23 protein-coding genes and 1 riboswitch are annotated in these 22804 nt (G+C 70.6%); of the genes, 18 read left to right on the top strand and 5 right to left on the bottom strand.

The window, feature by feature from the left end; genetic code table 11:
* The 10 genes from mqnC (at nt 1) to ABH926_RS02365 (ending at nt 11517) form a co-directional block, all read left to right on the top strand.
* Complete coding sequence (mqnC, locus tag ABH926_RS02410) at nt 1–1215, top strand: cyclic dehypoxanthinyl futalosine synthase (RefSeq protein ID WP_370363564.1); 1215 nt, start codon at nt 1–3, stop codon at nt 1213–1215.
* Between the two features lie 84 nt (nt 1216–1299).
* Nucleotides 1300–2844 carry an AMP-binding protein gene (locus ABH926_RS02405; protein ID WP_370363563.1) on the top strand — a complete coding sequence of 515 codons (1545 nt, stop codon included), beginning with the start codon at nt 1300–1302 and terminating at the stop codon, nt 2842–2844.
* 118 nt (nt 2845–2962) lie between these two features.
* Nucleotides 2963–3265 (top strand): hypothetical protein, encoded by a 303-nt coding sequence (locus ABH926_RS02400; protein WP_370363562.1) that lies wholly within the window; start codon nt 2963–2965, stop codon nt 3263–3265.
* Nucleotides 3262–4440: a hypothetical protein gene (locus ABH926_RS02395; protein WP_370363561.1), complete on the top strand. Its 1179-nt coding sequence runs from the start codon at nt 3262–3264 to the stop codon at nt 4438–4440. Before ABH926_RS02400 ends, ABH926_RS02395 begins: the two co-directional genes overlap by 4 nt.
* Before the next feature lie 18 nt (nt 4441–4458).
* A complete protein-coding gene (locus tag ABH926_RS02390; RefSeq protein ID WP_370363560.1) occupies nt 4459–5250 on the top strand; it encodes a hypothetical protein in 792 nt (263 codons plus the stop codon).
* On the top strand, nt 5247–5894 hold the full coding sequence (locus ABH926_RS02385) for a hypothetical protein (protein ID WP_370363559.1): 648 nt from the start codon (nt 5247–5249) through the stop codon (nt 5892–5894). The genes ABH926_RS02390 and ABH926_RS02385 overlap by 4 nt, the downstream gene beginning before the upstream one ends.
* A 175-nt stretch (nt 5895–6069) precedes the next feature.
* On the top strand, nt 6070–7743 hold the full coding sequence (locus ABH926_RS02380; protein ID WP_370363558.1) for an alkaline phosphatase family protein: 1674 nt from the start codon (nt 6070–6072) through the stop codon (nt 7741–7743).
* Nucleotides 7744–7883: 140 nt separating this feature from the next.
* Nucleotides 7884–9149, top strand: coding sequence for an amidohydrolase family protein (locus ABH926_RS02375; RefSeq protein WP_370363557.1), 1266 nt, complete (start codon nt 7884–7886; stop codon nt 9147–9149).
* Nucleotides 9150–9191: 42 nt separating this feature from the next.
* On the top strand, nt 9192–9887 hold the full coding sequence (locus ABH926_RS02370; RefSeq protein WP_370363556.1) for a demethylmenaquinone methyltransferase: 696 nt from the start codon (nt 9192–9194) through the stop codon (nt 9885–9887).
* A 4-nt stretch (nt 9888–9891) separates the two neighbouring features.
* Nucleotides 9892–11517 (top strand): N,N-dimethylformamidase beta subunit family domain-containing protein, encoded by a 1626-nt coding sequence (locus ABH926_RS02365; protein ID WP_370363555.1) that lies wholly within the window; start codon nt 9892–9894, stop codon nt 11515–11517.
* Between the two features lie 55 nt (nt 11518–11572).
* On the opposite strand, the gene ABH926_RS02360 is transcribed toward ABH926_RS02365, so the two are convergent.
* Nucleotides 11573–12034 (bottom strand): dienelactone hydrolase family protein, encoded by a 462-nt coding sequence (locus tag ABH926_RS02360; protein ID WP_370363554.1) that lies wholly within the window; start codon nt 12032–12034, stop codon nt 11573–11575.
* 112 nt (nt 12035–12146) lie between these two features.
* Between ABH926_RS02360 and ABH926_RS02355 the strand changes: the two genes are divergently transcribed.
* A complete protein-coding gene (locus tag ABH926_RS02355; RefSeq protein ID WP_370363553.1) occupies nt 12147–13457 on the top strand; it encodes a geranylgeranyl reductase family protein in 1311 nt (436 codons plus the stop codon).
* Nucleotides 13458–13490: 33 nt separating this feature from the next.
* Nucleotides 13491–13580: riboswitch (ZMP/ZTP riboswitch) on the top strand.
* Between the two features lie 25 nt (nt 13581–13605).
* Nucleotides 13606–14445, top strand: coding sequence for a bifunctional 5,10-methylenetetrahydrofolate dehydrogenase/5,10-methenyltetrahydrofolate cyclohydrolase (locus ABH926_RS02350; RefSeq protein ID WP_370363817.1), 840 nt, complete (start codon nt 13606–13608; stop codon nt 14443–14445).
* Nucleotides 14446–14470: 25 nt separating this feature from the next.
* On the opposite strand, the gene ABH926_RS02345 is transcribed toward ABH926_RS02350, so the two are convergent.
* The gene (locus ABH926_RS02345; protein ID WP_370363552.1) at nt 14471–15721 is read right to left on the bottom strand and encodes a PQQ-binding-like beta-propeller repeat protein; all 1251 of its coding nucleotides are present in this window, start codon (nt 15719–15721) and stop codon (nt 14471–14473) included.
* A 55-nt stretch (nt 15722–15776) separates the two neighbouring features.
* Nucleotides 15777–16493, bottom strand: a complete 717-nt coding sequence (locus ABH926_RS02340) for an IclR family transcriptional regulator (protein WP_194909796.1) — start codon at nt 16491–16493, stop codon at nt 15777–15779.
* A gap of 129 nt (nt 16494–16622) precedes the next feature.
* Between ABH926_RS02340 and leuC the strand changes: the two genes are divergently transcribed.
* The 4 genes from leuC to ABH926_RS02320 all read left to right on the top strand — a co-directional run bounded on the left by leuC (nt 16623) and on the right by ABH926_RS02320 (nt 19883).
* The gene (gene leuC, locus ABH926_RS02335; RefSeq protein ID WP_370363551.1) at nt 16623–18029 is read left to right on the top strand and encodes a 3-isopropylmalate dehydratase large subunit; all 1407 of its coding nucleotides are present in this window, start codon (nt 16623–16625) and stop codon (nt 18027–18029) included.
* 21 nt (nt 18030–18050) lie between these two features.
* Nucleotides 18051–18650, top strand: a complete 600-nt coding sequence (gene leuD, locus ABH926_RS02330) for a 3-isopropylmalate dehydratase small subunit (protein ID WP_370363550.1) — start codon at nt 18051–18053, stop codon at nt 18648–18650.
* Nucleotides 18651–18757: 107 nt separating this feature from the next.
* Nucleotides 18758–19042, top strand: a complete 285-nt coding sequence (locus ABH926_RS02325) for a hypothetical protein (RefSeq protein WP_370363549.1) — start codon at nt 18758–18760, stop codon at nt 19040–19042.
* A gap of 130 nt (nt 19043–19172) precedes the next feature.
* Nucleotides 19173–19883, top strand: coding sequence for an HU family DNA-binding protein (locus ABH926_RS02320; RefSeq protein ID WP_370363548.1), 711 nt, complete (start codon nt 19173–19175; stop codon nt 19881–19883).
* 105 nt (nt 19884–19988) lie between these two features.
* On the opposite strand, the gene ABH926_RS02315 is transcribed toward ABH926_RS02320, so the two are convergent.
* On the bottom strand, nt 19989–20207 hold the full coding sequence (locus ABH926_RS02315; protein ID WP_370363547.1) for a hypothetical protein: 219 nt from the start codon (nt 20205–20207) through the stop codon (nt 19989–19991).
* 7 nt (nt 20208–20214) lie between these two features.
* Complete coding sequence (gene cofC, locus ABH926_RS02310; RefSeq protein ID WP_370363546.1) at nt 20215–20925, bottom strand: 2-phospho-L-lactate guanylyltransferase; 711 nt, start codon at nt 20923–20925, stop codon at nt 20215–20217.
* A 74-nt stretch (nt 20926–20999) separates the two neighbouring features.
* Between cofC and ABH926_RS02305 the strand changes: the two genes are divergently transcribed.
* Both ABH926_RS02305 and ABH926_RS02300 read left to right on the top strand, forming a co-directional pair.
* The gene (locus ABH926_RS02305) at nt 21000–21800 is read left to right on the top strand and encodes a lysophospholipid acyltransferase family protein (protein ID WP_370363545.1); all 801 of its coding nucleotides are present in this window, start codon (nt 21000–21002) and stop codon (nt 21798–21800) included.
* Nucleotides 21797–22804 carry an NAD(P)H-dependent glycerol-3-phosphate dehydrogenase gene (locus ABH926_RS02300; protein WP_370363544.1) on the top strand — a complete coding sequence of 336 codons (1008 nt, stop codon included), beginning with the start codon at nt 21797–21799 and terminating at the stop codon, nt 22802–22804. Before ABH926_RS02305 ends, ABH926_RS02300 begins: the two co-directional genes overlap by 4 nt.

Genomic DNA, 22804 nt, shown 5'->3' with positions numbered 1-22804 from the left:
ATGAGCAAGCAGATCTCCGCGGAGCTCCAAGACGCCCTCGACCGGGCCGCGGACGGTGGTCGGATCGAGTACGAGGAAGCGCTGGAACTGTACCGCCACGCGCCTTTGCACTCGCTGGGTACCGCCGCGGACAATGCGCGCCGCAAGCGCTACTCCGGCGTCTACGGCGAGCACGGCGAGATCGCCACGTACATCATCGAGCGGAACATCAACTACACCAACGCCTGCGTCACGGCGTGCAAGTTCTGCGCGTTCTACGCGGCGCCGAAGTCGGACAACGTGTGGACCCGTCCGCTGGAGGACATCCTGCGCCGCTGCGCGGAGACCGTGTCCCTCGGCGGAACGCAGATCATGTTCCAGGGCGGCCACCACCCGGACTACGGGGTCGAGTACTACGAGGAGAACTTCCGCGCCATCAAGGCCGAGTTCCCGCAGCTGGTCATCCACTCCCTCGGTGCCTCCGAGGTGCAGCACATGGCCAAGGTCTCCGGCGTCACCATCGAGGAGGCCATCACCCGCCTGAAGGAGTCGGGCCTGGACTCCTTCGCCGGCGCCGGCGCCGAGCTCCTGCCGGCCCGTCCCCGCAACGCCATCGCGCCGCTGAAGGAGTCCGGCGAGCGCTGGCTGGAGATCATGGAGACCGCCCACGGCCTCGGCCTGGAGAGCACCTCCACGATGCTGATGGGCACCGGCGAGACCAACGCCGAGCGCATCGAGCACCTGCGCATGATCCGCGACGTGCAGGACCGCACCGGCGGCTTCCGCGCCTTCATCCCGTACACGTACCAGCCGGAGAACAACAAGCTCAAGGGCCAGACGCAGGCCACGATGTTCGAGTACCTGCGCCTGATCGCCGTCGCCCGGCTGTACCTGCACAACGTCGCGCACATCCAGGGCTCCTGGCTCACCGTCGGCAAGGAGGCCGGCCAGCTCTCCCTGCACTACGGCGCCGACGACCTGGGCTCGGTGATGCTGGAGGAGAACGTGGTCTCCTCCGCCGGCGCCAAGCACCGCTCCAACCGCATGGAGCTGATCCACCTGATCCGCGCCGCCGGCCGCGTCCCGGCCCAGCGCAGCACCACCTACGAGCTGATCACCGTGCACGACGACCCGGCGAACGACCCGGTCGACGACCACGTGATGAGCCACATCGCCTCGACGGCGATCGAGGGCGGGACGGCGCATCCGGAGCTGAAGCTGGTGGACGTGCGGTAGCCGACCGCTCGCTGATCCCGATCAGTTCGGCGACACGCCGAGCAGCCTCTATGCAGAGCTACTCGGAAGTAAGACAGTGAGGGGATGCAGATTCCCCTCACTGTCTCCGACTTCCTGGACCGCGCAGAAGCCGTCTACGGTGACCGTGCCGCGGTCGTCGACGAGCCCGACCAGCCCGCGCCGTCCTGGGGCACCCTCACCTACAAGGACATCGCCCGGCGGGCGCGGGCGCAGGCGGCGGCGTTGGACCGGTTGGGCGTCGGCGCGGGGGCGCGGGTGGCGGTGGTGTCGCACAACTCCGCGCGCCTGCTGACCTCGTTCTTCGGAGTGAGCGGATACGGGCGGGTCCTGGTCCCGGTGAACTTCCGGCTGCGGGCCGACGAGGTCGCCTACATCGTCGAGCACAGCGGGGCGGAAGTGCTGCTCGTCGACCCCGAGGTCGACGACGCGCTCAAGGGCGTGACGGCGCGGCACCGCTTCGTCATCGGCGCGGAGACCGACGCGCTGTTCTTCGAGGGCGACCACGAGCCGGTGCGGCACGCCGTCGGCGAGAACGACACCGCGACCATCAACTACACCTCGGGCACCACCGCGCGGCCGAAGGGCGTGCAGCTGACACACCGCAACATCTGGCTGAACGCCGTCCTTATGGGTCTGCACCTGGGCGTCAGCGACCGGGACGTCTACCTGCACACGCTGCCGATGTTCCACGCCAACGGCTGGGGCATGCCCTACGTCGTGACCGGCCTCGGCGCCGAGCAGATCGTGCTGCGCAAGGTCGACGGGGCCGAGATCCTGCGGCGGATCGAGCAGCACGGCGTCACGCTCCTGAACGGCGCCCCGACCGTCATCGCCATGGTGCTGGCGGCGGCCGAGGAGTGGGACGGCGAGATCCCCGGCCGGGACCGGGTCCGGGTGGTCGTGGCCGGCGCGCCGCCGCCGAGCACCGTGATCCAGCAGGTCGAGGACGTGCTGGGCTGGCAGTTCAACCAGATCTACGGTCTGACCGAGACCGCCCCGCTGGTCACCGTGAACCGGACCCGGAAGGAGTGGGACGGCCTGTCGAGCCTGGAGCGCGCGCAGAACCTGATGCGCGCCGGCGTCCCCTCGCTCGGCACCCGCATGGTCACCGACGACGAGGGCGAGGTCCTGGTGCGCTCCAACGTGGTGCTCCAGGGCTACTGGCAGCAGCCCGAGGAGTCCGCGCGGGCGCTGGCCGAGGACTGGTTCCACACCGGCGACGGCGGCGCGATCAGCGGCGACGGCTACCTGACCATCTCCGACCGCAAGAAGGACGTCATCATCACCGGCGGCGAGAACGTGTCCTCCATCGAGGTCGAGGACGCGCTCTACAAGCACCCGGGGATCGCCGAGTGCGCGGTGATCGGCGTGCCGGACGAGAAGTGGGGCGAGACCATCAAGGCCCTGGTTGTCCTGAAGGAGGACCACTCCTCGCGGGCCACCACCGAGGCCGAGGTGATCAAGCACTGCAAGGGGCTGATCGCCGGCTACAAGGCGCCGACGACCGTGGAGTTCCGGGAGTCGCTGCCGCGCACCGCGACCGGCAAGCTGCAGAAGTTCAAACTGCGCGAACCGTACTGGGAGGGACGGGAGCGCAAGGTGAACTGAGCCCCGCGGGTATCATCAGTGTGCTTGTGGACGACGGGGTTATCTGGCTACGTTGTCCCGGATAAAGCCGGGGGGCACACGACTATCGCGCAGGTTCGCCTGCGACGGGGGGTGGGTCATGTCAGGGACGTTGAAGCTGGACGACGCCACGCTGAGCGCCATCGTGTCGGCGCTCAACCAGGCGGCCACACGGATGCAGACGCTGAGCAAGTCGGTGCAGGGGAACGACGTCGACGTGGTCGGCGCCGATCCGCTGATCGAGGGCATCACCAAGATGCAGGAGAACCTCGGCGGCCGGGTGGGCCTGCTCGCGATCTGTGTGAACGACCTGGCCGGCAAGGTGAAGGACGTGGGCACCACGTTCGACGCCGCTGACCGGAACCTCGCGCACAGCGCGGGCGGCCACCGGGTGATCGCGTGAGCGCGCACGCCCGGCCGATGCCGAACCTGGGCTGGGACCCGACGCCGGGGGACGTCGCGGGCACCCAGACCCTGGCCCGCAAGCACGACGCCGCGATCACCGAACTGAACTCGATCATGACCCTGCTCAAGGGGATCGACACCGGGCCCTGGCAGGGCGACGCGGCGCAGCGCACCGAGGTCGAGGTCTTCCAGAAGGTGATCCCGGCGCTGCAGTCGGTCATCGACGACGCGCAGAAGATGGCCGACGCCTCCAAGGCCTGGGTGGGCCAGCTCTCCGGGTTCCAGTCCGAGGCCGCCACGCTGGAGAACCAGGCGAAGGGCGCCGCCGCCGACCTCGCTTCCGCCCAGCAGGAGAAGGCCGGCCCGGGGCACCTGAAGCAGCAGGACGTCTCCGACGCGCAGACCGCCGCCTCCGGCGTCCAGGCGAAGGCGCACGAGCTCAACGACCGCTACAACGAGGCGGCGAAGAAGGGCTCCGGCGAGGAGGAGAGCAAGCCCTTCTCCGAGCAGATCGAGCCCTACCGCATCATCCTCGAGGGCATCCTGTCGCCGCTGGACATCGTGGCCGCCGACAAGTGGATCGACATGCTCAAGGAGGTCGCCGGCCAGCCCTCCGAGTGGGTCAAGGGCGTGGACGAGGCGGTCGAGGCCGCCGAGGGCCTCAAGGCCGAGGGCAAGTCCGCCGTCGAGGCCCTGATCGAGGCGGCGCAGCTGGCCGAGCGGGCCGGCGGCGAGATCGACGCCTTCGAGGCCTTCTCCCCGGGCTGGCTGTCGCTGGCCGCGCGCGGCATCGTCGGCATCCGGGGCCTGAGCGCCGGGCTGAGCGGGCTGGGCCTGCTGGCCGACGGCCTCACCGTCGTGTGGCCGCCGGACAAGGGCGCCATGGGCTGGGTGGACCGCGGCGCGGCCGGCATCAACGGCGGACTGATCGCGGCCAACCTGATGATGGACGAGATCCCGGTGGCCGGCGAGGTCGTGATGATCGGCACCGGCCTGTACCTGGCGGGCAATTTCCTGTACCACCACTGGAAGCCGTTCACCAACGTCTGCAACGCGGTCGGCCACGGTACTGTCGTCGCGGCGAAGGACGTCGCGCACGGCGTCGTGACCGGGGCCAAGGACGTCGGCCATGCGGCGAAGTCGGCGTGGCACGCCGTCACCAGCATCTTCTAGCGGCGGCACGAGGACGACATGGACACCGAGGCATTGATGACACCGCGGGAACGCGAGGCGGCGGCGGTCCGGCTCTTCGAGCGGGCCGCGGCCGGGGAGACGGTCGATCTGGCCGTGCTGTCGGCGATGGAACGCTGTGTGTTGGGCGGCCCGAAGCAGGCGCTGTTCGAGCAAGAGGTCGTCCAGGCCTGGAACGAGTTCGGCGAGAAGCGCCGGACGAAGGCCATGGACGCGAACCTGGCGACCCTGCGCGAGCGCGGTCTGCTGCTGGACGACGCCCCCGAGGGGCCCGGCGTGTCGGCCTGGAGCGTGTCGCCGGAACTGGGCATCGTTCTGGCGGCGTGCGAGCGGCCGACCTATGTGGCGGCGACCGAGGTCGAGGGCCGGCAGACGCGCTGCCTGCAGTTCTTCGCGGTCGGCGACATCGAGCAGCCGGTGCGCGGCGTCGTGGTCGAGGAGCCGGTGGCGCTGCCGCCGGGGGCGTACAAGCACCTCAAGAACCTGGGCCCGCTGGGCTGGATGACGCGCTATCGCCTGGTCTCCGAGGCCGCGGCCGTCGGCATCCTGGCCGAGGTGGCCCTGGTGCCCCGGCAGGACAAGGACGGGACGTATCCGTACACCGTCCGCCGGTTCAAGCACAACGACGGCAAGCCGGTCACCGAAGCCGGGCTCTCGGTCATCGGCGCCGGCGCGTCGGCGCGGGTCCGGCTGTTCAAGGGCGATCCGCGGAACCCGGACGACGTCGTGCTGGTGGATGCCGAAGGCCTGCGCGGCCTGCTCACCCGGCTCCTGGCCACCGGCGCCTGGTGAGTGCTCCCGCGACGGCCGAGTACCGGGAGACCCGCGCCGCCTTGACCTGGCCCCTGATCGCGGCCGGAGGTGTCGTCCCGGCCGTGCTGATGCTGGCCGGGGCGGTGCTCGGCGTCGCGGTGGACCCGGTGTGGTTCGTCGCCGTGGTCGCCGTACCCCTGTGTCCGCCGTTCATCGCCTATATCAGCCTGCTGTGGCGGAACCGCCGCACCGGGATCGTGATGGACGACGCGGGAATCCGGGTCGGGGCGCTCGACGGCGGCCCCGACTCGTATCAGGCCCCGTGGGCCGTCGTGCGGTCGGCGCGGATCGAGACCAGCGCGGGGTTGGTCGACGCCATGCTGAAGGCCCGCCGGATCTTCAGCGCCAACCGGTACTGGGGCGTCCCGCGCGGCCACTCGCACTACACGCTCGCCGCCGGCGTACTGGTCCCGCCGTTCGCCCGCGCTGTGCTGGTCGTCGAGCTCGGCGAGCTCACCGGCGTTCAGGCTCGGCCGCCGCGGCCCCGGCGGTACTTCGGCAACTATCTGAACGTCGCCTCGTTCTCGCGGCGGTACGAGGCGCGGGAGAGCACTTTGTGGCTGGCGCCGACCCGGCGTCCGGAGGACCTCGCGGCGGCTCTGGCAGCGCACGGACTCGGCTGATCAGGCCTCTGTCAAACCCGGTGTCCGGCGTTTGTCGCCCCGGTCATCGTCTGGCGGCGCTCCGTTGGGACGCTGTTCAGCCACCGGTGCGGCCTGCGGCCACCTTCGCCTCGCAGGATACCTCGCGGCGACCGGCCATCCCGGGCTGGTCGCGCATCACGAGGAGGCCCCTGCCTTGTCCCGCACCGTCACCCGGCTCGCCGTCGCCGGCGGCCTGACCGCCCTGCTCGGCGGGGTTCTGGCCGCCGCCCCGTCCCAGGCAGCCTCGCACGGCAAGACGCACGCTCCGGCGAAGCACGTACTGCTCATCTCAGTGGACGGCCTGCACCAGTCGGACCTCGCCTGGTACGTGAAGCAGCACCCGAACTCGGCGCTGGCCGCGCTGGTCAAGGGCGGCGTGGACTACTCCGCGGCCTCGACCCCGGTCCCGTCGGACTCCTTCCCGGGCATGACCGCGCAGGTCACCGGCGGCGACCCGGGCACCACCGGCGTCTACTACGACGACACCTACAACCACGGCCTGCTGCCGGCCGGCACCACGAAGTGCGACGGCAGCGTCAAGCCGGGCGCCGAGGTGGACCTCACCGAGGACCTGGACTGGAACAAGGACTCGATCGACGCCGGCCAGGGCCTGACCGGCCTGCCGAACTCGATCCTGAACCTGACCGGCGACGCCAAGAGCCTGATCAACCCGGCCAAGCTCCCGGTGGACCCGAAGACCTGCAAGCCGGTCTACCCGAACAACTACCTTCAGGTGAACACGATCTTCAACGTGATCGCCGACGCCGGTCTGCGCACCGCGTGGTCCGACAAGCACGCGGCCTACGACATCCTGTCCGGCCCGCAGGGCAACGGCATCCAGGACCTGTTCACCCCGGAGATCAACAGCCAGGACCCGGCGCTGGCCGCGGGTCAGGACTGGACCACGGACAACGCCGCGACCCGGCAGTACGACAACTACAAGGTCCAGGCCGTCCTGAACGAGATCGACGGCTACGACCACAGCGGCAAGACCAAGGTCGGCACCCCGGCGATCTTCGGTCTGAACTTCCAGTCCGTCTCCACCGCGGAGAAGCTGCCGACCTCCGAGGGCCAGGCCGGCGGCTACCTCGCCGACGGCCAGACCCCCGGCCCGCTGCTGTCCGGTTCGCTGGACTTCGTCAACAGCGAGGTCGGCCGGTTCACCGCCGAGCTGAAGAAGGACGGCCTGGCCAAGAGCACCACCATCATCCTGTCGGCCAAGCACGGCCAGTCGCCGAAGAACCCGGCCGCGCTGACCCGCATCGACGACGGCCCGCTGCTCGACGGTCTGAACGCGGCGTGGAAGAAGGCCCACCCGGGCGCCGGCGACCTGGTCGCGTTCTCCGTCGACGACGACGCGATGCTGCTGTGGCTGAACGACCGCAGCCAGGCCGCGGCGGACTTCGCCAAGAACTACCTGCTCGCGCAGAGCGGCACGGGCAACGGCATCACCGGTGCCGCGAAGCCCTTCACGCACGGCGGCCTGACCACCGTCTACGCCGGCGCCGCGGCCCGTCAGTACTTCCACGTGCAGCCGGGCGACAACCGGGTGCCGGACCTGTTCGGCATCGCGCAGCACGGCGTGGTGTACACCGGCGGCAAGGGCAAGATCGCCGAGCACGGCGGCGCGGCCGCGGACGACCGCGACGTGCCGATCGTGGTGTCCGGCGCGGGTGTCAGCGCGCGCGGCGTGAACAGCCGGCAGGTCGAGACCACGCAGATCGCCCCGACCATCCTGCGCCTGCTCGGCCTGGACCCGCAGCGCCTGCAGGCGGTGCGGATCGAGCACACGAAGGTGCTGCCGGAGCTCGGCCGCGACTGCGACTGAGGCTGTTTCCACCAGAACCGCGTCTGATCCGAAGCTGCATCTGATCTGAATCCGTCTGATCAGGGGCTGCGATCAAGCGACAGGCCGTCGGGCCGGTGCCATGGCGCACCGGCCCGGCGGCTTTGCCTTAACCTCGAACGGTGCTGACCCTCCACGCCGCCCCGCTCGTCCTGCCCATGACCTCCGCCCCGATCGCCGACGGCGCGATCGTCGTCGACAACGACCGCGTCGTCGCGGTCGGTACCCGTGCCGATCTCGTCGCGGCGCACCCGCGGGCGCGCGTGCGCGACTGGCCGGGCATCCTCACGCCGGGACTGGTCAACAGCCACGCGCACACGCAGTACTACGACTTCGGGGACCTGGCGTCCTCCGGCCTGCCGTTCCCCGAGTGGCTGCACCAGATGGTCGCGCGCCGGGCGACGTTCACCGACGCGATGTGGCAGGAGTCCACCCGGCGCGGGCTGCACGCGTATCTGAAGACCGGGACCACGGCGGTCGCCGACATCGTGACCGAGCCGGTGGTGCTCTCGGCGATCGCGCGCAGCGGGATCCGCGGCGTGGCCTACATCGAGGCGGTCTTCGCCGACGAAGCCTCGTGGGCGGCCGGCAAGCGGGCGGACTTCGTGGCGGCGGTCGACGGGGCCGGCGGCCCGGTCCGCGGCGTCTCGCCGCACACGCCCTTCACCATCAGCACCGGTGTCTACGAGGACTGCGTCGCCATAGCGCACGGGGGCGGCAAGCGCCTGCACCCGCACATCGCCGAGACCACGCAGGAATCGGAGTACGTGCTGACCGGCACCGGCCCCTTCGCCGACAACGCCAAGCAGTTCGGCCTCGACTTCTCCGACATCCTCGACCGCGGTACCGGCATGACGCCGGTGGAGTGGGCCGACGCGCGCGGCGCGCTCGGCGCCGACTGCCACATCGCGCACGGCGTCCATGCCAGCGAGTCCGACCGTGCGCTGCTGCGGGAGCGCGGCACCGCCGTGGCGTTGTGCGTGCGCTCGAACCGGATCCTGGAGGCCGGGGAGCCGCCGGTGGCCGCCTATCTGGCCGAGGGCTCGCCGATCGGCATCGGTACCGACTCAGCCGCCTCCTCGCCCTCGCTCGATCTGCTGGACGAGGCGCGGGCGTTGAAGGCCGTGGCCCGGGCCCAGGGCTACGCCGCGGACGATCTGGACCGGCGCATCGTGGAGGCGGCGACGCTCGGCGGCGCGGCCGCGCTCGGGCTCGGCCAGGGGCCGGACCGGGTCGGGCGGCTGGAGCCCGGGGTCCGCGCGGACTTCGCGGTGTTCTCGGTGGCGGGCGGCGCGGACGGTGACGGCGATCCCCACACGCGGCTGATCGACCACGGCACGTGTGTGGCCACGGTGCTCGGCGGCACGATCGTGCACCGGACTGTCTGAGGCGGTACGGGCTCCGGCGACCCCGGGTGAGAGAATCGCCCCGTGAGCCGAGCATCCCTGGACAAACAGCCGCACGAGGTCGCCGCCATGTTCGACGGCGTGGCCGAGCGCTACGACCTGACCAACGACGTGCTGGCGCTCGGCCAGACGCGGCTGTGGCGGCGCGCCGTGCGCCAGGCGGTGGACGCCGGGCCCGGGCAGCGGGTCCTGGACCTCGCGGCCGGCACCGGCACCAGCACGCAGCCGTTCCACGCCGCCGGGGCCGAGACCGTCTCCTGCGACTTCTCCCTGGGCATGCTCCAGGTCGGCAAGCGCCGCCTGCCGCACCTGACCTTCGCCGCCGGCGACGCCACCCGGCTGCCGTTCCGGGACGGCGTCTTCGACGCCGTGACCATCTCCTTCGGGCTGCGCAACGTCCAGGACACCGAGGGCGCGCTGCGCGAGATGCTGCGCGTCACCAAGCCCGGCGGGCGGCTGGTGGTCTGCGAGTTCTCGCACCCGACGGTCGCGCCGTTGCGCACGCTGTACATCGAGTACCTGATGAAGGCGCTGCCCGCGGTGGCGACGAAGGTGAGTTCGAACCCGGACGCCTACGTCTACCTCGCCGAGTCCATCCGGGCCTGGCCGGACCAGCGGGAGCTGGCGGCCGTGATCGGCGGCGCGGGCTGGCGGCGGGTCGCGCACCGTAACCTGACTGGCGGAATCGTCGCATTGCATCGCGCATATAAGGAAGACTGAGCCTGTGAAGGCTCGAATAAGCAGGGCGGCAGCGCTCGTCACCGCGGTGCTGGTCCTGGCCTCGGCCGCGGCGTGCTCGGGGGGCGGTTCGAAGCATTCGGGCCCGAACAACGGCGGAGGTCCCGGCGCCGCGCAGAGCAGCAGCCCGGGCGCTTCCGGCGACGGTCCTACTGGGGCTCCCGCTGGGGCTCTGGACGTCGCGGCGGAGAACGCGCAGCCCGGGGCGCCCAACTGGAACCACGGCATCGACTCCGGCGCCGACCACGGCATCGAGGGCTACGCCGACCAGATCGCGGTGACCTCGGGGCAGAGCTTCAAGCTGTATGTGAACACCACCGCGCCGCAGTTCACAGCCACGGCCTTCCGGATCGGCTACTACGGCGGGACACAGGCCCGGCAGGTGTGGAAGTCCCCGGCGACCGCAGGCAAGGTGCAGCCGGCGGCCACGGTGCAGGCACAGGTGAACACGGTGAGCACGAAGTGGGAGCCGTCGATGACGGTCACCACCAGCGGGTGGCCGGAGGGCTCCTACCTGGTCCGGCTGGACGCCGTCGGCGGCAAGGTGAAGGGCTCGCGGTTCGTGCCGGTCACCGTCAAGTCCACCACCACGGCCGGCAAGGTGGTGCTGCTCAACGGCGTCACCACGTGGCAGGCGTACAACGAGTACGGCGGCTACGACCTCTACAGCGGCGGCCCGAGGAACGACTACGCGCACCGGGCCCGCATCGTGTCCTTCGACCGGCCCTACGACACCACCGGCGCGGACCGCTTCCAGACCTACGAGCAGTCCTCGATCGTCTTCGCCGAGAAGCTGGCGGCCGCTCATGGCCTGCAGCTCGCGTACGCCACCGATCTGGACCTGCACGAGAACCCCGGCATGTTCCAGGGCGCGCGGGCGATCATCTCGCTGGGCCACGACGAGTACTACTCGACCCAGATGCGCCAGACCCTGACGCAGGCGCGCGACGCCGGGACGAACCTCGCCTTCCTCGGCGCGAACGCGATCTTCCGGCACATCCGCTTCCAGGACTCGCCGCTGGGCAAGGACCGCATCCAGGTGGACTACAAGGACGCGGCCGAGGACCCGATGCACGTGACCAACCCGGAGGAGTCGACGCAGGACTGGCGCTACCCGCCGGATCCGCGGCCGGAGAACGTGCTGACCGGGGTGTACTACGAGTGCAACCCGGCGAACGCCAACATGGTGGTGTACGACCCGACGTCGTGGCTGCTGGCCGGCACCGACGCGCACGCGGGGCAGTCGTTCAAGGGTCTGATCGGCGTGGAGTACGACCGGGTGGTGTCGGACTCGACCACGCCGCACCCGATCGAGGCCCTCACCCATTCGCCGATCACCTGCCAGGGCAAGGCCTCCTACGCGGACTCGGCGTACTACACGGTCCCCTCCGGCGCGGGCGTCTTCGCGACCGGCACCATGCGCTGGAACTGCGCGCTGGTCAGCGGCGGCTGCACCGACAAGATGGACGCCGCCGCCCACACCTTCGCCCAGCAGGTGACGGCCAACATGCTCCTGGCCTTCGCCGCCGGCCCGGCCGGCAAGGAGCACCCGGCGGTGGACAACACGGCGAAGCTGAAGCCGGCGCCCAGCCGGGGCGGGGTGGCGCCGTAGCGGGGACGCTTCGTAGCGCTATTCGTAGTGCTGGACGACTGATCCCAAGGGGCGGTCAGCGGTCGAGCCGGTCGAGCAGGAACCGGGTAGCTGCCGCCATCACCTCGTCGAAGTAGTTGCCGTCGGGGTAATGGAAGGCGTGTTCGGCGCCCTGGTACTCCACCAGCGCACACTCGTTGCCGGCGTTCGTCATCGCGTCCCGGAACCTGCGTACCCCGTCGATCGGCTGGATCTCGTCGTCGGTGCCGTGCTGGATCAGCGTCGGCGGCGAACCCGGCCGGACGAACTCGATGGCTGAATAGTCGGTCAGCCGGCCCGCCGCGATGCCGACCCGCTCTTCGAGGCGGCGCCGGTCCTCCGGCTCCATGGCGCCCAGATCCAGACCCGCGGGGTTGAGCGCCACGACCGCCGCGACACCCGGGTCGGCACTGTTCAGCACCGAGAGCAGCGCGAGGTGGTGGATGACGCCGGCGCGCGGCGCTGTGCCGCCGGCCGGTTCGAAGGTCAGCACCGTCACGGACGTCTCATCCGACCACCGTGCGCGGCGCCGGGCAAGCGGCCCGGCGCCGTGCCGCGCTCGCACCGGCCTGACCGCAGGTCCCGTACCGCCTGCGCTTAGAATCGGGCGGGTGACCGCGCAAACCTCTTCCGCCGCTCCGAGCGAGGCCGTGCCCTCGGAGAACGTCGCCGACGTCATCGTGGTCGGGGCCGGGCCCTCGGGCTCGGCGACGGCCCACCATCTGGCCACCGCGGGCCTGGACGTCCTGCTGCTGGAGAAGTCCCAGTTCCCGCGGGAGAAGATCTGCGGCGACGGCCTGACGCCGCGCGCGGTCAAGTCGCTGGTGCGGATGGGCATCGACACCTCCGAGGAAGCCGGCTGGCTGCACAACAAGGGCCTGCGGATCATCGGCGGCGGCATGCGGCTGGAGATGCCGTGGCCGGAGCTGGCCGCGTACCCCAACTACGGACTGGTGCGGCCGCGTGCCGACTTCGACCAGATCCTGGCGCGGCAGGCGGAGAAGTCCGGGGCCCGGCTGCACGAGAACACCAACGTCACCGGCCCGATCGTGGACCCGCGCAGCAACCGGGTGATCGGCGTGACCGCGCGCATCACCGACGGCGACGGCGCCAAGCGCGAGACCGCTTTCCACGCCCCGCTGATCGTCGCCGCCGACGGCAACTCCACCCGGCTGTCCATCGCGCTGGGCCTGCACAAGCGCGACGACCGCCCGATGGGCGTCGCCTACCGCACCTACTACAAGTCGCCGCGCACCAACGACGACTACCTCGAGTCCTGGCTCGAGCTCTGGGACGGCGAGCGCCTGCTCCCCGGCTACGGCTGGGTCTTCGGCATGGGCGACGGCACCTCCAACGTGGGCCTGGGTATCCTGAACACCACCAAGTCCTTCCGCAACGTGAAGTACCCCGACCTGCTGCGCGCCTGGCTGAAGAACACCCCCGAGGAGTGGGGCTTCAACGAGGAGAACCGCACCGAGCCGATCCGCGGCGCCGCGCTGCCCATGGGCTTCAACCGCCAGCCGCACTACACCCGCGGCGTGCTGCTCGTCGGCGACGCCGGCGGCATGGTGAACCCGTTCAACGGCGAGGGCATCGCCTACGCGATGGAGTCCGGCGAACTCGCCGCGGACGTGATCGCCCAGGCCCTGGCGCGTCCGGCCGGCCCGGAGCGGGAGCTGGCGCTGTCGGCGTACCCGCGCGCGCTGAAGGAGACCTACGGCGGCTACTACACGATGGGCCGCCTGTTCGTCCGCCTGATCGGCAACCCGAAGGTGATGCGCCTGGCCACCCAGCGCGGCCTGTCGCACCCGATGCTGATGCGCTTCACGCTGAAGACGCTCGCCAACCTCACCGACCCCAAGGGCGGCGACGCGATGGACCGCATCATCAACGCGATGGCGAAGATCGCGCCGGACGCGTAGTCTGCCGCGTCATTCTGCTCGTGACGTAGAGTGCTGTCAGGCCGTGACTGGCGTTCAGGTGGGACACCACCGGGGAGCGGCCTGACACTCGCTGTGTCTATGCCGTGCGCCTGGGCGACTTCCTTCAAGCCGCCCAGGAGGCGTGCCCATGCTCATGAACGGCACCGAAGCAGCCCGGCACATCGTGGAGAAGGCCGCCGCCGACGCGGCCGCCCTGACGGCCGCCACCGGGGTGACCCCGTGTCTGGCCACCGTGCTCGTCGGCTCGGATCCGGCTTCGGTCACCTACGTCCGGATGAAGCAGAACCGCAGTGCGAAGGCCGGGATCGGTTCGTGGCACGTGGAGCTGCCCGACACCATCACCACCGGGACGCTGGTCGCCGCGCTCACCGAGCTGTCGCAGGACCCGGACGTGCACGGCATCCTGCTCCAGCACCCCGTGCCCGCGCACATCGACGAGCGCACCGCCTTCGAGGCCATCGCGCCGGAGAAGGACGTGGACGGCGTGACCATGCACTCCTTCGCCGCCATGGCCTTCGGCGAGCCCGGCTTCGCCTCGGCCACCCCCGGCGGCATCCTGCGGCTGCTGGACGAATACGAGGTCGAACTCGCCGGCAAGCACGCGGTGGTGGTGGGCCGCAGCCCGATCCTCGGCAAGCCGGTGGGCATGCTGCTGCTGGCCCGGGACGCGACGGTGACGTACTGCCACTCCAAGACGGTCGACCTCGCCGCGCACACGCGCGAAGCCGACATCCTCATCGCCGCGGTCGGGCGGCCGAACTTCATCAAGGGCGCCGACATCAAGCCCGGCGCCGTCGTCGTCGACGCCGGCTACAACCCCGGCAACGTCGGCGATGTCGACTTCGCGTCGGCAGTGGAGAAGGCGAGCCTGATCACGCCGGTGCCCGGAGGCGTCGGGCCGATGACGATCGCAGTGTTGTTGGAGCAGACCGTTGAAGCGGCGCGGCGGCAGGTCACGGGGCGGTAGCCGAAGCCGCGGCGGCGGTCGGGTTTTATGACCGCACGCCGATGATCGCCACACCCTTCGCCGTTCCCAGGAACAGCTTGTCCCCGACGACGGCCGGCGTGGCGAAGTGCGGCAGCGCTCCGACGGCGATCTGCCGGGCGGCATGGCCGGTGGCCGGATCGAGCGCGTACAGCACGCCGCTGTCGTAGTCGGCGGCCCAGACCAGGCCGCCGGCCAGGACCGGCTGCCCGTTGGTGTGCGCGGCGTGCCAGAGCGGCGTCACCTGATCCCCGATCCGGAAGGCGCGCGTGCCGTCCGCGCACGGCAGATACACCACGTCCCCGTCCGCCGCGGCCGCCCCGAACGCCGAGCACGCCTGGAACGGGGTCCCGCCGCCGATGCCGCCCAGGGCGGCCGGATCCAGCAGGTATCCCTGCCCTGATTTACCGGCGATGATCACATGCCCGGCCGCCAGCACCGGATTCATCGACCCCAGGTCCAGGTCGGCCCCGTTGTCCTGAGCCCAGGACGCCGGGGCGAAGAAGTCCACCCGTTTGGCGTTCACATCCAGGGCGACCACCGAGTCGGTGCCGTCATAGGGCTGCCCGGCCTGCACCGCGTCGCCGTTGCCGATCGAGAAGTACAGGCGGTCCGTGCCGATCGCCGGCGCGCCGGGGGCCCACATGCCGCCGCGTCCGCTCGACGAGGCCTCGAACCAGTTCACGGATCCCGAGGCGGCGTCTACGGACGCGACCGCTCCGGTGTAGGTTCCGCAGTCCCCGAACAGGCCGCCGAACGTCGCGAACACGTGGCCGTGCCAGAGCGTCAACGCCGAACGCTGTTGCAGGTAGGCGCGGTCGCCGACCGGGGGATCGACCGCGACGTGCGAGACGACGTGCCCGTCCGCCGCGCTGAGTCCGTACAGCACGTGGTGCGCGTCCGCGTCCTCCGCGACCACGTACACAAGATGAGAAGCGGGATCGTAGGCGGGCGCGCCCGTGATCCCCAGCGGATTGATGTTCCCGCAGGTGTGCGGCCGAAAGGGCTCGGCCAGGTGCTTGCTCCACATCACCGACCCGTCGGCCGGTGAGAGCGCGTAGACCGTGTCGTTCTCCGTCGCGGCGAACACCGCGGTGCCGCCGTCGGCGGGCTTTCCGTAGACCGGCCCGTCGAGTTTCACCGGGGAGACGGCTGTCGGGGACGGCTTCGCCGGGGCTGTGCTGTGCGCCGCACAGCTCGCTGTCGTCGCCGCCATGCCGAGGGCCAGCAGTGCTCCCATGGCGCGGGCGACGGACACGCCGTTGTGTCGTCGACTCCGAAAGGGTCTCACCCGTCCAGTGTGCCTCCCGTGCCTAGGAGCCGCGCTTCACGGCCTCGCTCAGCCGGGCCGCGGCCTCCACCACCGACTGCGCGTGCAGCCGTCCGGGCTGGCGCGTGAGCCGCTCGATCGGGCCGGACACCGACACCGCGGCGATGACCCGGTTGTTGGGGCCGCGCACCGGTGCCGAGACCGAGGCCACGCCCTGCTCGCGCTCGGCCACCGACTGGGCCCAGCCGCGGCGGCGCACGCCGGCCAGCGTGGTGGCGGTGAACCGCGCGCCCTGCAGCCCGCGGTGCAGCCGGTCCGGCTCCTCCCAGGCCAGCAGGATCTGCGCCGCCGAGCCCGCGGTCATCGGCAGCGCCGAGCCGATCGGCACGGTGTCGCGCAGCCCCGACATGCGCTCCGCGGCGGCCACACAGACCCGCAGGTCGCCCTGGCGGCGGTAGAGCTGCGCCGACTCCCCGGTGTGGTCGCGCAGCGCGGCCAGGACCGGTCCGGCGGCGGCCAGCAGCCGGTCCTCGCCGGCCGCCGAGGCCAGTTCCTGCAACCGGGGGCCGAGGATGAAGCGGCCCTGCATGTCCCGGGATACGAGACGGTGATGCTCAAGGGCCACGGCCAGCCGGTGAGCGGTCGGGCGCGCCAATCCCGTGGCCGTGACCAGGCCCGCCAAGGTGGTGGGGCCCGCTTCCAGGGCGCTCAGTACGACGGCGGCCTTGTCCAGGACGCCGACTCCGCTAGAGTTGTCCATAGACCGAATTCTGCCGTCTCAGATCCCGAGACGCAAGGCGTGCGCCGCGAATGATCCTTCCCGCTGCGCGCTCCCCGGCCGCGAGACGCCGACGACAGAGCCGACCGTAGTGGGAAGACAGGAGCGACGATGTCCCACACCCTGGCCGAGAAGGTGTGGGCGGACCATGTGGTCCGCTCGGCCGACGGCGAGCCCGACCTGCTCTACATCGACCTGCACCTGCTGCACGAGGTGACCTCGCCGCAGGCCTTCGACGGGCTCCGCCAGGCGAACCGGGCCGTGCGCCGCCCCGACCTCACCATCGCCACCGAGGACCACAACACCCCGACGCTGGAGATCGACAAGCCGATCGCCGACCCGGTGTCCCGGCTGCAGATCGAGACGCTGCGCAAGAACTGCGCCGACTTCGGGGTGCGCATCCACTCTCTGGGCGACGCCCAGCAGGGCATCGTGCACGTGGTCGGGCCGCAGCTGGGCCTGACCCAGCCGGGCATGACCGTGGTGTGCGGCGACTCGCACACCTCCACCCACGGTGCCTTCGGCGCGCTGGCGTTCGGCATCGGCACCAGCGAGGTCGAGCACGTGCTGGCCACCCAGACGCTGCCGCTCAAGCCGTTCAAGACGATGGCCGTCACGGTCACCGGCGAGCTGGCCGAGGGCGTCACGGCCAAGGACATCGTCCTCGCGGTCATCGCGAAGATCGGCACCGGCGGCGGACAGGGCTACGTCCTGGAGTACCGCGGCGACGCCATCGAGAAGCTGTCGATGGAGGGCCGGATGACGGTCTGCAACATGTCCATCGAGGCCGGTGCCCGCGCCGGGATGATCGCCCCGGACGAGACCACCTTCGCCTACCTGAAGGGCCGCGCGCACGCGCCCTCCGGCGACGACTGGGACGCCGCGGTCGCGTACTGGAAGACGCTGCGCACCGACGACGGCGCGGCCTTCGACGCCGAGGTGGTCATCGACGGCGACGCGCTGACCCCCTACGTCACCTGGGGCACCAACCCCGGCCAGGGCCTGCCGCTGTCGGCGTCGGTGCCGGACCCGGAGACGGACTTCGCCGCCGAGACCGACAAGGTCGCGGCCCGCAAGGCGTTGGAATACATGGGCCTGGAGGCCGGCACGCCGCTGCGCGAGATCAAGGTGGACACGGTCTTCCTCGGCTCGTGCACCAACGGCCGGCTGGAGGACCTGCGCGCCGCCGCCGCCGTCATCAAGGGCCGCAAGGTCGCCGAGGGCGTGCGGATGCTGGTGGTCCCGGGCTCGGCGCGGGTGCGGCTGGAGGCCGAGGCCGAGGGCCTGCACGAGGTGTTCACCGAGGCCGGCGCCGAGTGGCGGTTCGCCGGCTGCTCGATGTGCCTGGGCATGAACCCCGACCAGCTGGCCCCCGGCGAGCGCTCGGCGTCCACGTCCAACCGCAACTTCGAGGGGCGCCAGGGCAAGGGCGGCCGCACGCACCTGGTGTCGCCGCTGGTGGCCGCCGCCACCGCGGTCCGGGGCACGCTGTCGTCCCCGTCCGATTTGGCCGCCTGAGCCCGAGGAGGAGTTTCAGTCATGGAGAAGTTCACCACGCACACCGGGCGCGCGCTGCCGCTGCGCCGGTCCAACGTCGACACCGACCAGATCATCCCGGCGGTGTACCTCAAGCGCATCACCCGCACCGGTTTCGAGGACGGGCTGTTCGCCGCCTGGCGCGCCGACCCGGAGTTCATCCTGAATCAGGAGCAGTACCAGGGCGTCTCGGTGCTGGTCGCCGGCCCCGACTTCGGCACCGGCTCCTCGCGCGAGCACGCGGTGTGGGCGCTGAAGGACTACGGCTTCAAGGTGGTGCTCTCGGCGCGGTTCGCCGACATCTTCCGGGGCAACTCCGCCAAGGACGGCTTGTTGACCGCGGTGCTGAAGCAGGAGGACATCGAGATCCTGTGGAAGCTGGTGGAGGAGAACCCGGAGCTGGAGGTGACGGTGGACCTGCAGGCGCGCGAGGTGCGCGTCGAGGGCCACGTGTTCACCTTCGAGGTGGACGACTACACGCGCTGGCGGCTGCTGGAAGGGCTGGACGACATCAGCCTGACGCTGCGCCACGGTGAGGAGATCGACGCCTTCGAGGAAGAGCGTCCGAGGTTCAAGCCGAAGACGCTGCCCGCGGCAGTCTGAGCCATCCCGCGGCAGTCTGAGCCATCCCGCGGCAGTCTGAGCCATCGCTTGACGCCATCGCTTGATCAGTTTTGGGTTGGGCGGGGTCGAGGGGCACTATTGGGTGGATGCCACCGGACGTGCCTCTTCGGCCCCGCCCTTCTCGCTACGCGGCCTTCGCCACGCGGCTGAAGGACGTCCACAAAGCGCTCGGGGATCCGCGGATCCCGGCGCAGCGGCGTGCCGAACTCACCAAACGGGTGCTTGCCATCACCGCTTTGTCGCGCCATGACGTGACCGTCGCGGCACACCGTTTGGAAGAGTTTTTCAGCGAACTCGCGGTGCTCGCTCCAGGGGCCGTTTCGAGCCCCGTAGACCCCCTTTCTGGGAAAAACACTGCGACACAAGGGTGATTTAACCCCTAGGTATTTGATTCGCCCTCTGGCGCCCCATACGGTGCGATTGGTTCTGATACGGAGCAAGCTTGCGACGTACGGCCGAAATCAGAGCAAGACGTACCAACAGCCCCAAGGGTAGGTAGACATGAACAAGGCCCAGCTGATCGAGGCCGTCGCCGACAAGCTCGAGGCGTCCAAGAAGGACGCCGGGGACGCGGTCGACGCGGTTCTGGACGCGATCATCGCCACGGTGGCCTCGGGGACCAAGGTCTCCATCACCGGCTTCGGCTCCTTCGAGAAGGTCAAGCGCCCGGCGCGCACCGCCCGCAACCCGCGCACCGGCGAGTCGGTGAAGGTCAAGGCGTCCTCGGCGCCGAAGTTCAAGGCGGGCCAGGGCTTCAAGGACATGGTCAACGGCGACAAGAAGGCCCCCGCGGCCGCCAAGGCCGCCGCCAAGAAGACCACCGCGAAGGCCACCGCCAAGAAGGCGGCCCCGGCCAAGAAGACCGCGGTCAAGGCCACCGCCGCCAAGACCGTCGCCAAGAAGGCGCCGGCCAAGAAGACCGCGGTGAAGGCCACGGCGAAGAAGGCGGCCCCGGTCAAGAAGACCACCGCCGCCCGCAAGACCACCCCGGCCAAGAAGACCGCGGCGAAGAAGGCGACCGTGGTGAAGGCGGCGGCGAAGAAGGCCGCCACCGCCAAGAAGGCCCCGGCCAAGAAGGCCACCCCGGCCAAGAAGGCGGCGGCCCGGCCGGTCGCGAAGAAGGTCGCCAAGGCGCCGGCGAAGAAGGCCGCCCCGGCCAAGCGAACCACCGCCAAGAAGGCCCCGGCGAAGAAGACCGCCGCGAAGCGGTAGTCGAAGCCGGGTTCTTGAGGCGGCTGGGACACCAGTCCCAGCGGTCTGATTCACGAGGCGGTGCCCTGGTCGGGCGCCGCCTCGTCGGCGTTCTTCCCCGGAGGGCTACTCCGGCAGCGCCAGGGTCACCAGCGTCACCGCCGTGACGCGCCCGTCTTCCACGCTCATCTTCACGCGCTGGCCGATCCGCAGCAGGCGCAGGCCGCCGGCGTCGAAGGCGGCGGCGTCGTAGGCGACCTCGGTGCCGTCGTCCAGCAGGACGGTGCCGGTGCGGGTCGTGGGGTCGAAAACCCTGGCGGTGCCTTGGGCCTCTTTGCGCGTCACGCACTGTTTATACACCCGAGCACACCTGCTCCCGTGCGCTCCAGGCCGCTGTCGTGTGCGGTCCGACGCCCAGGAGCAGGGCGTCGGCGAGGTCTTCGGCGGTGTCCACGTCGCGTCGCAGTGAGCTGATGCGGTCGGGCGGGAGTTCCAGCGCGCCGCTGGCGGTGTGGGCGGCGCGGGAGGGTCCGCCGAAGCGGGGGTCCAGGTCGGAGCCGGGCGGGGCGAAGAGCATCGTGGTGCCGATGTCGTGGGCGTCGGCGATGAAAGAGCGGGCTTCGCCGTCAATTTGTGCCAATGCGATATCCAACTCCGGGCCGCGTAATGCCGGGAGATCGGCGGTGCAGGCGGCGATACCCATTCCTGTTCCGAATTCCCGGCGGGCGGTCGCGGCTCCGAACAAGAATGCGGCATTCAATCCGGCATCCGGTTCGTCCGGGACGATCGTCGCGCCGATCGCGGCCAGGACTTCCGAAGCCCGCGGGTCGTCCGTCACCACGACGGCGTGGGCCACGCGGGCCGCCGACAGGGCCGCGGTCACGGTGTCCGCGGCGAAGGCCAGGGCCAGTCGCTCGCGCAGCGGCGCCGGGACGCCGGGGCCGGCCAGGCGGGTCTTGGCGAGCCCCAGTCGTTTCACCGGCACCACCAGGCACCAGCTGGTGTTTCCCTCGGTACGGACCGTGGCGTCCGTGCCGTGCTCGAAGAGGTCTGACCGGGGCATGACTTGATCCTGTCACGCCGGAACGACGACCGGCGTACTTGTTCGGACGCCCCGCACTCGGGGACACTTGGGGGATGTCCTCGAGCACCCCCTACCGGCCACCCAGGAAGCAGGGCGCGGCCTTCCGCTTCATCGTCGTGGTCCTGGTGCCGCCGCTGCGCGTGCTGATGAAGCGGGACTGGCGAGGCGGCGAGAACATCCCGAAGACCGGCGGCGTGGTGATCGCGGCCAACCACATCTCGCATGTGGACGCGCTCGCGTTCGGCCATTACATCTACGGCAACGGCCGGGTGCCGCGGTTCCTGGCCAAGTCCGGGGTGTTCAAGAACAAGTTCGTCGGCGGTGTGCTGCGCGCGGCCAAGCAGATCCCGGTCTACCGGGACAGTGCCGACGCCGCCAACGCTTTGCGTGACGCGATCTCGGCGGTGGAGAACGGCCAGGCGGTCGCGGTGTATCCGGAGGGCACGATCACGCGCGACCCCGGGATATGGCCGATGCAGGCCAAGAGCGGCGCGGCGCGCATCGCGCTGGCCACCGGCTGCCCGGTGATCCCGGTGGCACAGTGGGGACCGCAGGAGATCCTGGCGTACCACGAGAAGCGGCCGCACCTGCTGCCGCGCAAGCGGATGATCATGCTGGCCGGGCCGCCGGTGGACCTGGACGACCTGCGCGGGCTGCCGCAGACCGCCGACACGCTGCGGGAGGCGACCGATCGCGTCATGGACGCCATCACCGAGCTGCTGGCCAAGCTGCGCGGCGAGGAACCGCCGACCCGGCGTTACGTGCCGGTGAACGGGACGGACAATGAGAACGGAAACGAGTACGGAAACGAGTACGGCGAAGACGACAGCGGAAAGCAGGTAGAGAGCGCATGAGGCGTTGTGCCGTCTTCGGTACCGGTATGTGGGGCACGGCGATGAGCATCGTGCTGGCCGACGCCGGCAACGAGGTCGTGATGGTCGGACGCCGCGAGGCACAGATCGCCGCGGTCAACACCGAGCACGAGAACGCCGAGTACTTCCCCGGCGTCCGGCTCCCCGACACGGTCCGCGCCACCACCGACCCCGGCGGGGCGCTGGCCGGCGCGGAGTTCGCCTACCTCAGCATCCCGGCCCAGACCCTGCGCGCGAACCTCACGGTCTGGAAGGACCTCATCGACCCCGACACCGTCCTGGTCTCGCTGATGAAGGGTCTGGAGGTCGGCACCGCCAAGCGGATGACCGAGGTGATCCGCGAGGTCACCGGCTTCGGCCGCGAGCGCGTCGCGGTCGTGTCCGGTCCCAACCTGTCGCCCGAGATCGCCCGCCGCCAGCCCGCCGCCTCGGTGGTCGCCAGCCGCGACGAGGACGTGGCGCTGCGCCTGCAGGCCGCTACGAACGGCCCCTACTTCCGCACCTACACCGCCAGCGACGTGACCGGCGTGGAGCTCGGCGGCGTGGTGAAGAACGTCATCGGCTTGGCGGTCGGCATCGCCGACGGCATGGGCTTCGGCGACAACACCAAGGCCACCCTCATCACGCGCGGCCTGGCCGAGACCGCGCGCCTCGGCGCGGCCCTGGGCGCCGACCCCTACACCTTCTCCGGCCTGGCCGGCCTCGGCGACCTGGTGGCCACGTGCGCCTCGCCGCTGTCGCGCAACCGCAGCTTCGGCGTCCACCTCGGCCGCGGCCTGACGCTGGAGGAGGCGCAGGCGGAGGTGAAACAGACCGTCGAGGGCGTGAAATCCTGCGAGGCGGTGCTGGAACTGGCGGACCGGCACGGTGTGGAGATGCCGATCGCCGAGACGGTGGTCGCGATCGTGCACGACGGACGCGCACCGGCGGAGATGCTCAAGGAGCTGATGACGCGCCCGCTGAAGGCGGAGCGCCACGGGCACTAG

The organism is Catenulispora sp. GP43, from assembly GCF_041260665.1.
Classification (GTDB): domain Bacteria; phylum Actinomycetota; class Actinomycetes; order Streptomycetales; family Catenulisporaceae; genus Catenulispora.
The sequence above is the reverse complement of the archived record's forward strand: the minus strand, read 5'-3'. Positions and strand labels throughout refer to the sequence as shown.

Coding starts and splice junctions, on each gene's coding strand:
- ABH926_RS02400 (WP_370363562.1), top strand. CDS start 2,963: ATGTCAGGGACGTTGAAGCTGGACGACGCCACGCTGAGCGCCATCGTG.
- mqnC (WP_370363564.1), top strand. CDS start 1: ATGAGCAAGCAGATCTCCGCGGAGCTCCAAGACGCCCTCGACCGGGCC.
- ABH926_RS02325 (WP_370363549.1), top strand. CDS start 18,758: ATGCCACCGGACGTGCCTCTTCGGCCCCGCCCTTCTCGCTACGCGGCC.
- ABH926_RS02350 (WP_370363817.1), top strand. CDS start 13,606: ATGCTCATGAACGGCACCGAAGCAGCCCGGCACATCGTGGAGAAGGCC.
- ABH926_RS02305 (WP_370363545.1), top strand. CDS start 21,000: ATGTCCTCGAGCACCCCCTACCGGCCACCCAGGAAGCAGGGCGCGGCC.
- cofC (WP_370363546.1), bottom strand. CDS start 20,925: ATGCCCCGGTCAGACCTCTTCGAGCACGGCACGGACGCCACGGTCCGT.
- ABH926_RS02405 (WP_370363563.1), top strand. CDS start 1,300: ATGCAGATTCCCCTCACTGTCTCCGACTTCCTGGACCGCGCAGAAGCC.
- leuC (WP_370363551.1), top strand. CDS start 16,623: ATGTCCCACACCCTGGCCGAGAAGGTGTGGGCGGACCATGTGGTCCGC.
- ABH926_RS02300 (WP_370363544.1), top strand. CDS start 21,797: ATGAGGCGTTGTGCCGTCTTCGGTACCGGTATGTGGGGCACGGCGATG.
- ABH926_RS02320 (WP_370363548.1), top strand. CDS start 19,173: ATGAACAAGGCCCAGCTGATCGAGGCCGTCGCCGACAAGCTCGAGGCG.
- leuD (WP_370363550.1), top strand. CDS start 18,051: ATGGAGAAGTTCACCACGCACACCGGGCGCGCGCTGCCGCTGCGCCGG.
- ABH926_RS02390 (WP_370363560.1), top strand. CDS start 4,459: ATGGACACCGAGGCATTGATGACACCGCGGGAACGCGAGGCGGCGGCG.
- ABH926_RS02340 (WP_194909796.1), bottom strand. CDS start 16,493: ATGGACAACTCTAGCGGAGTCGGCGTCCTGGACAAGGCCGCCGTCGTA.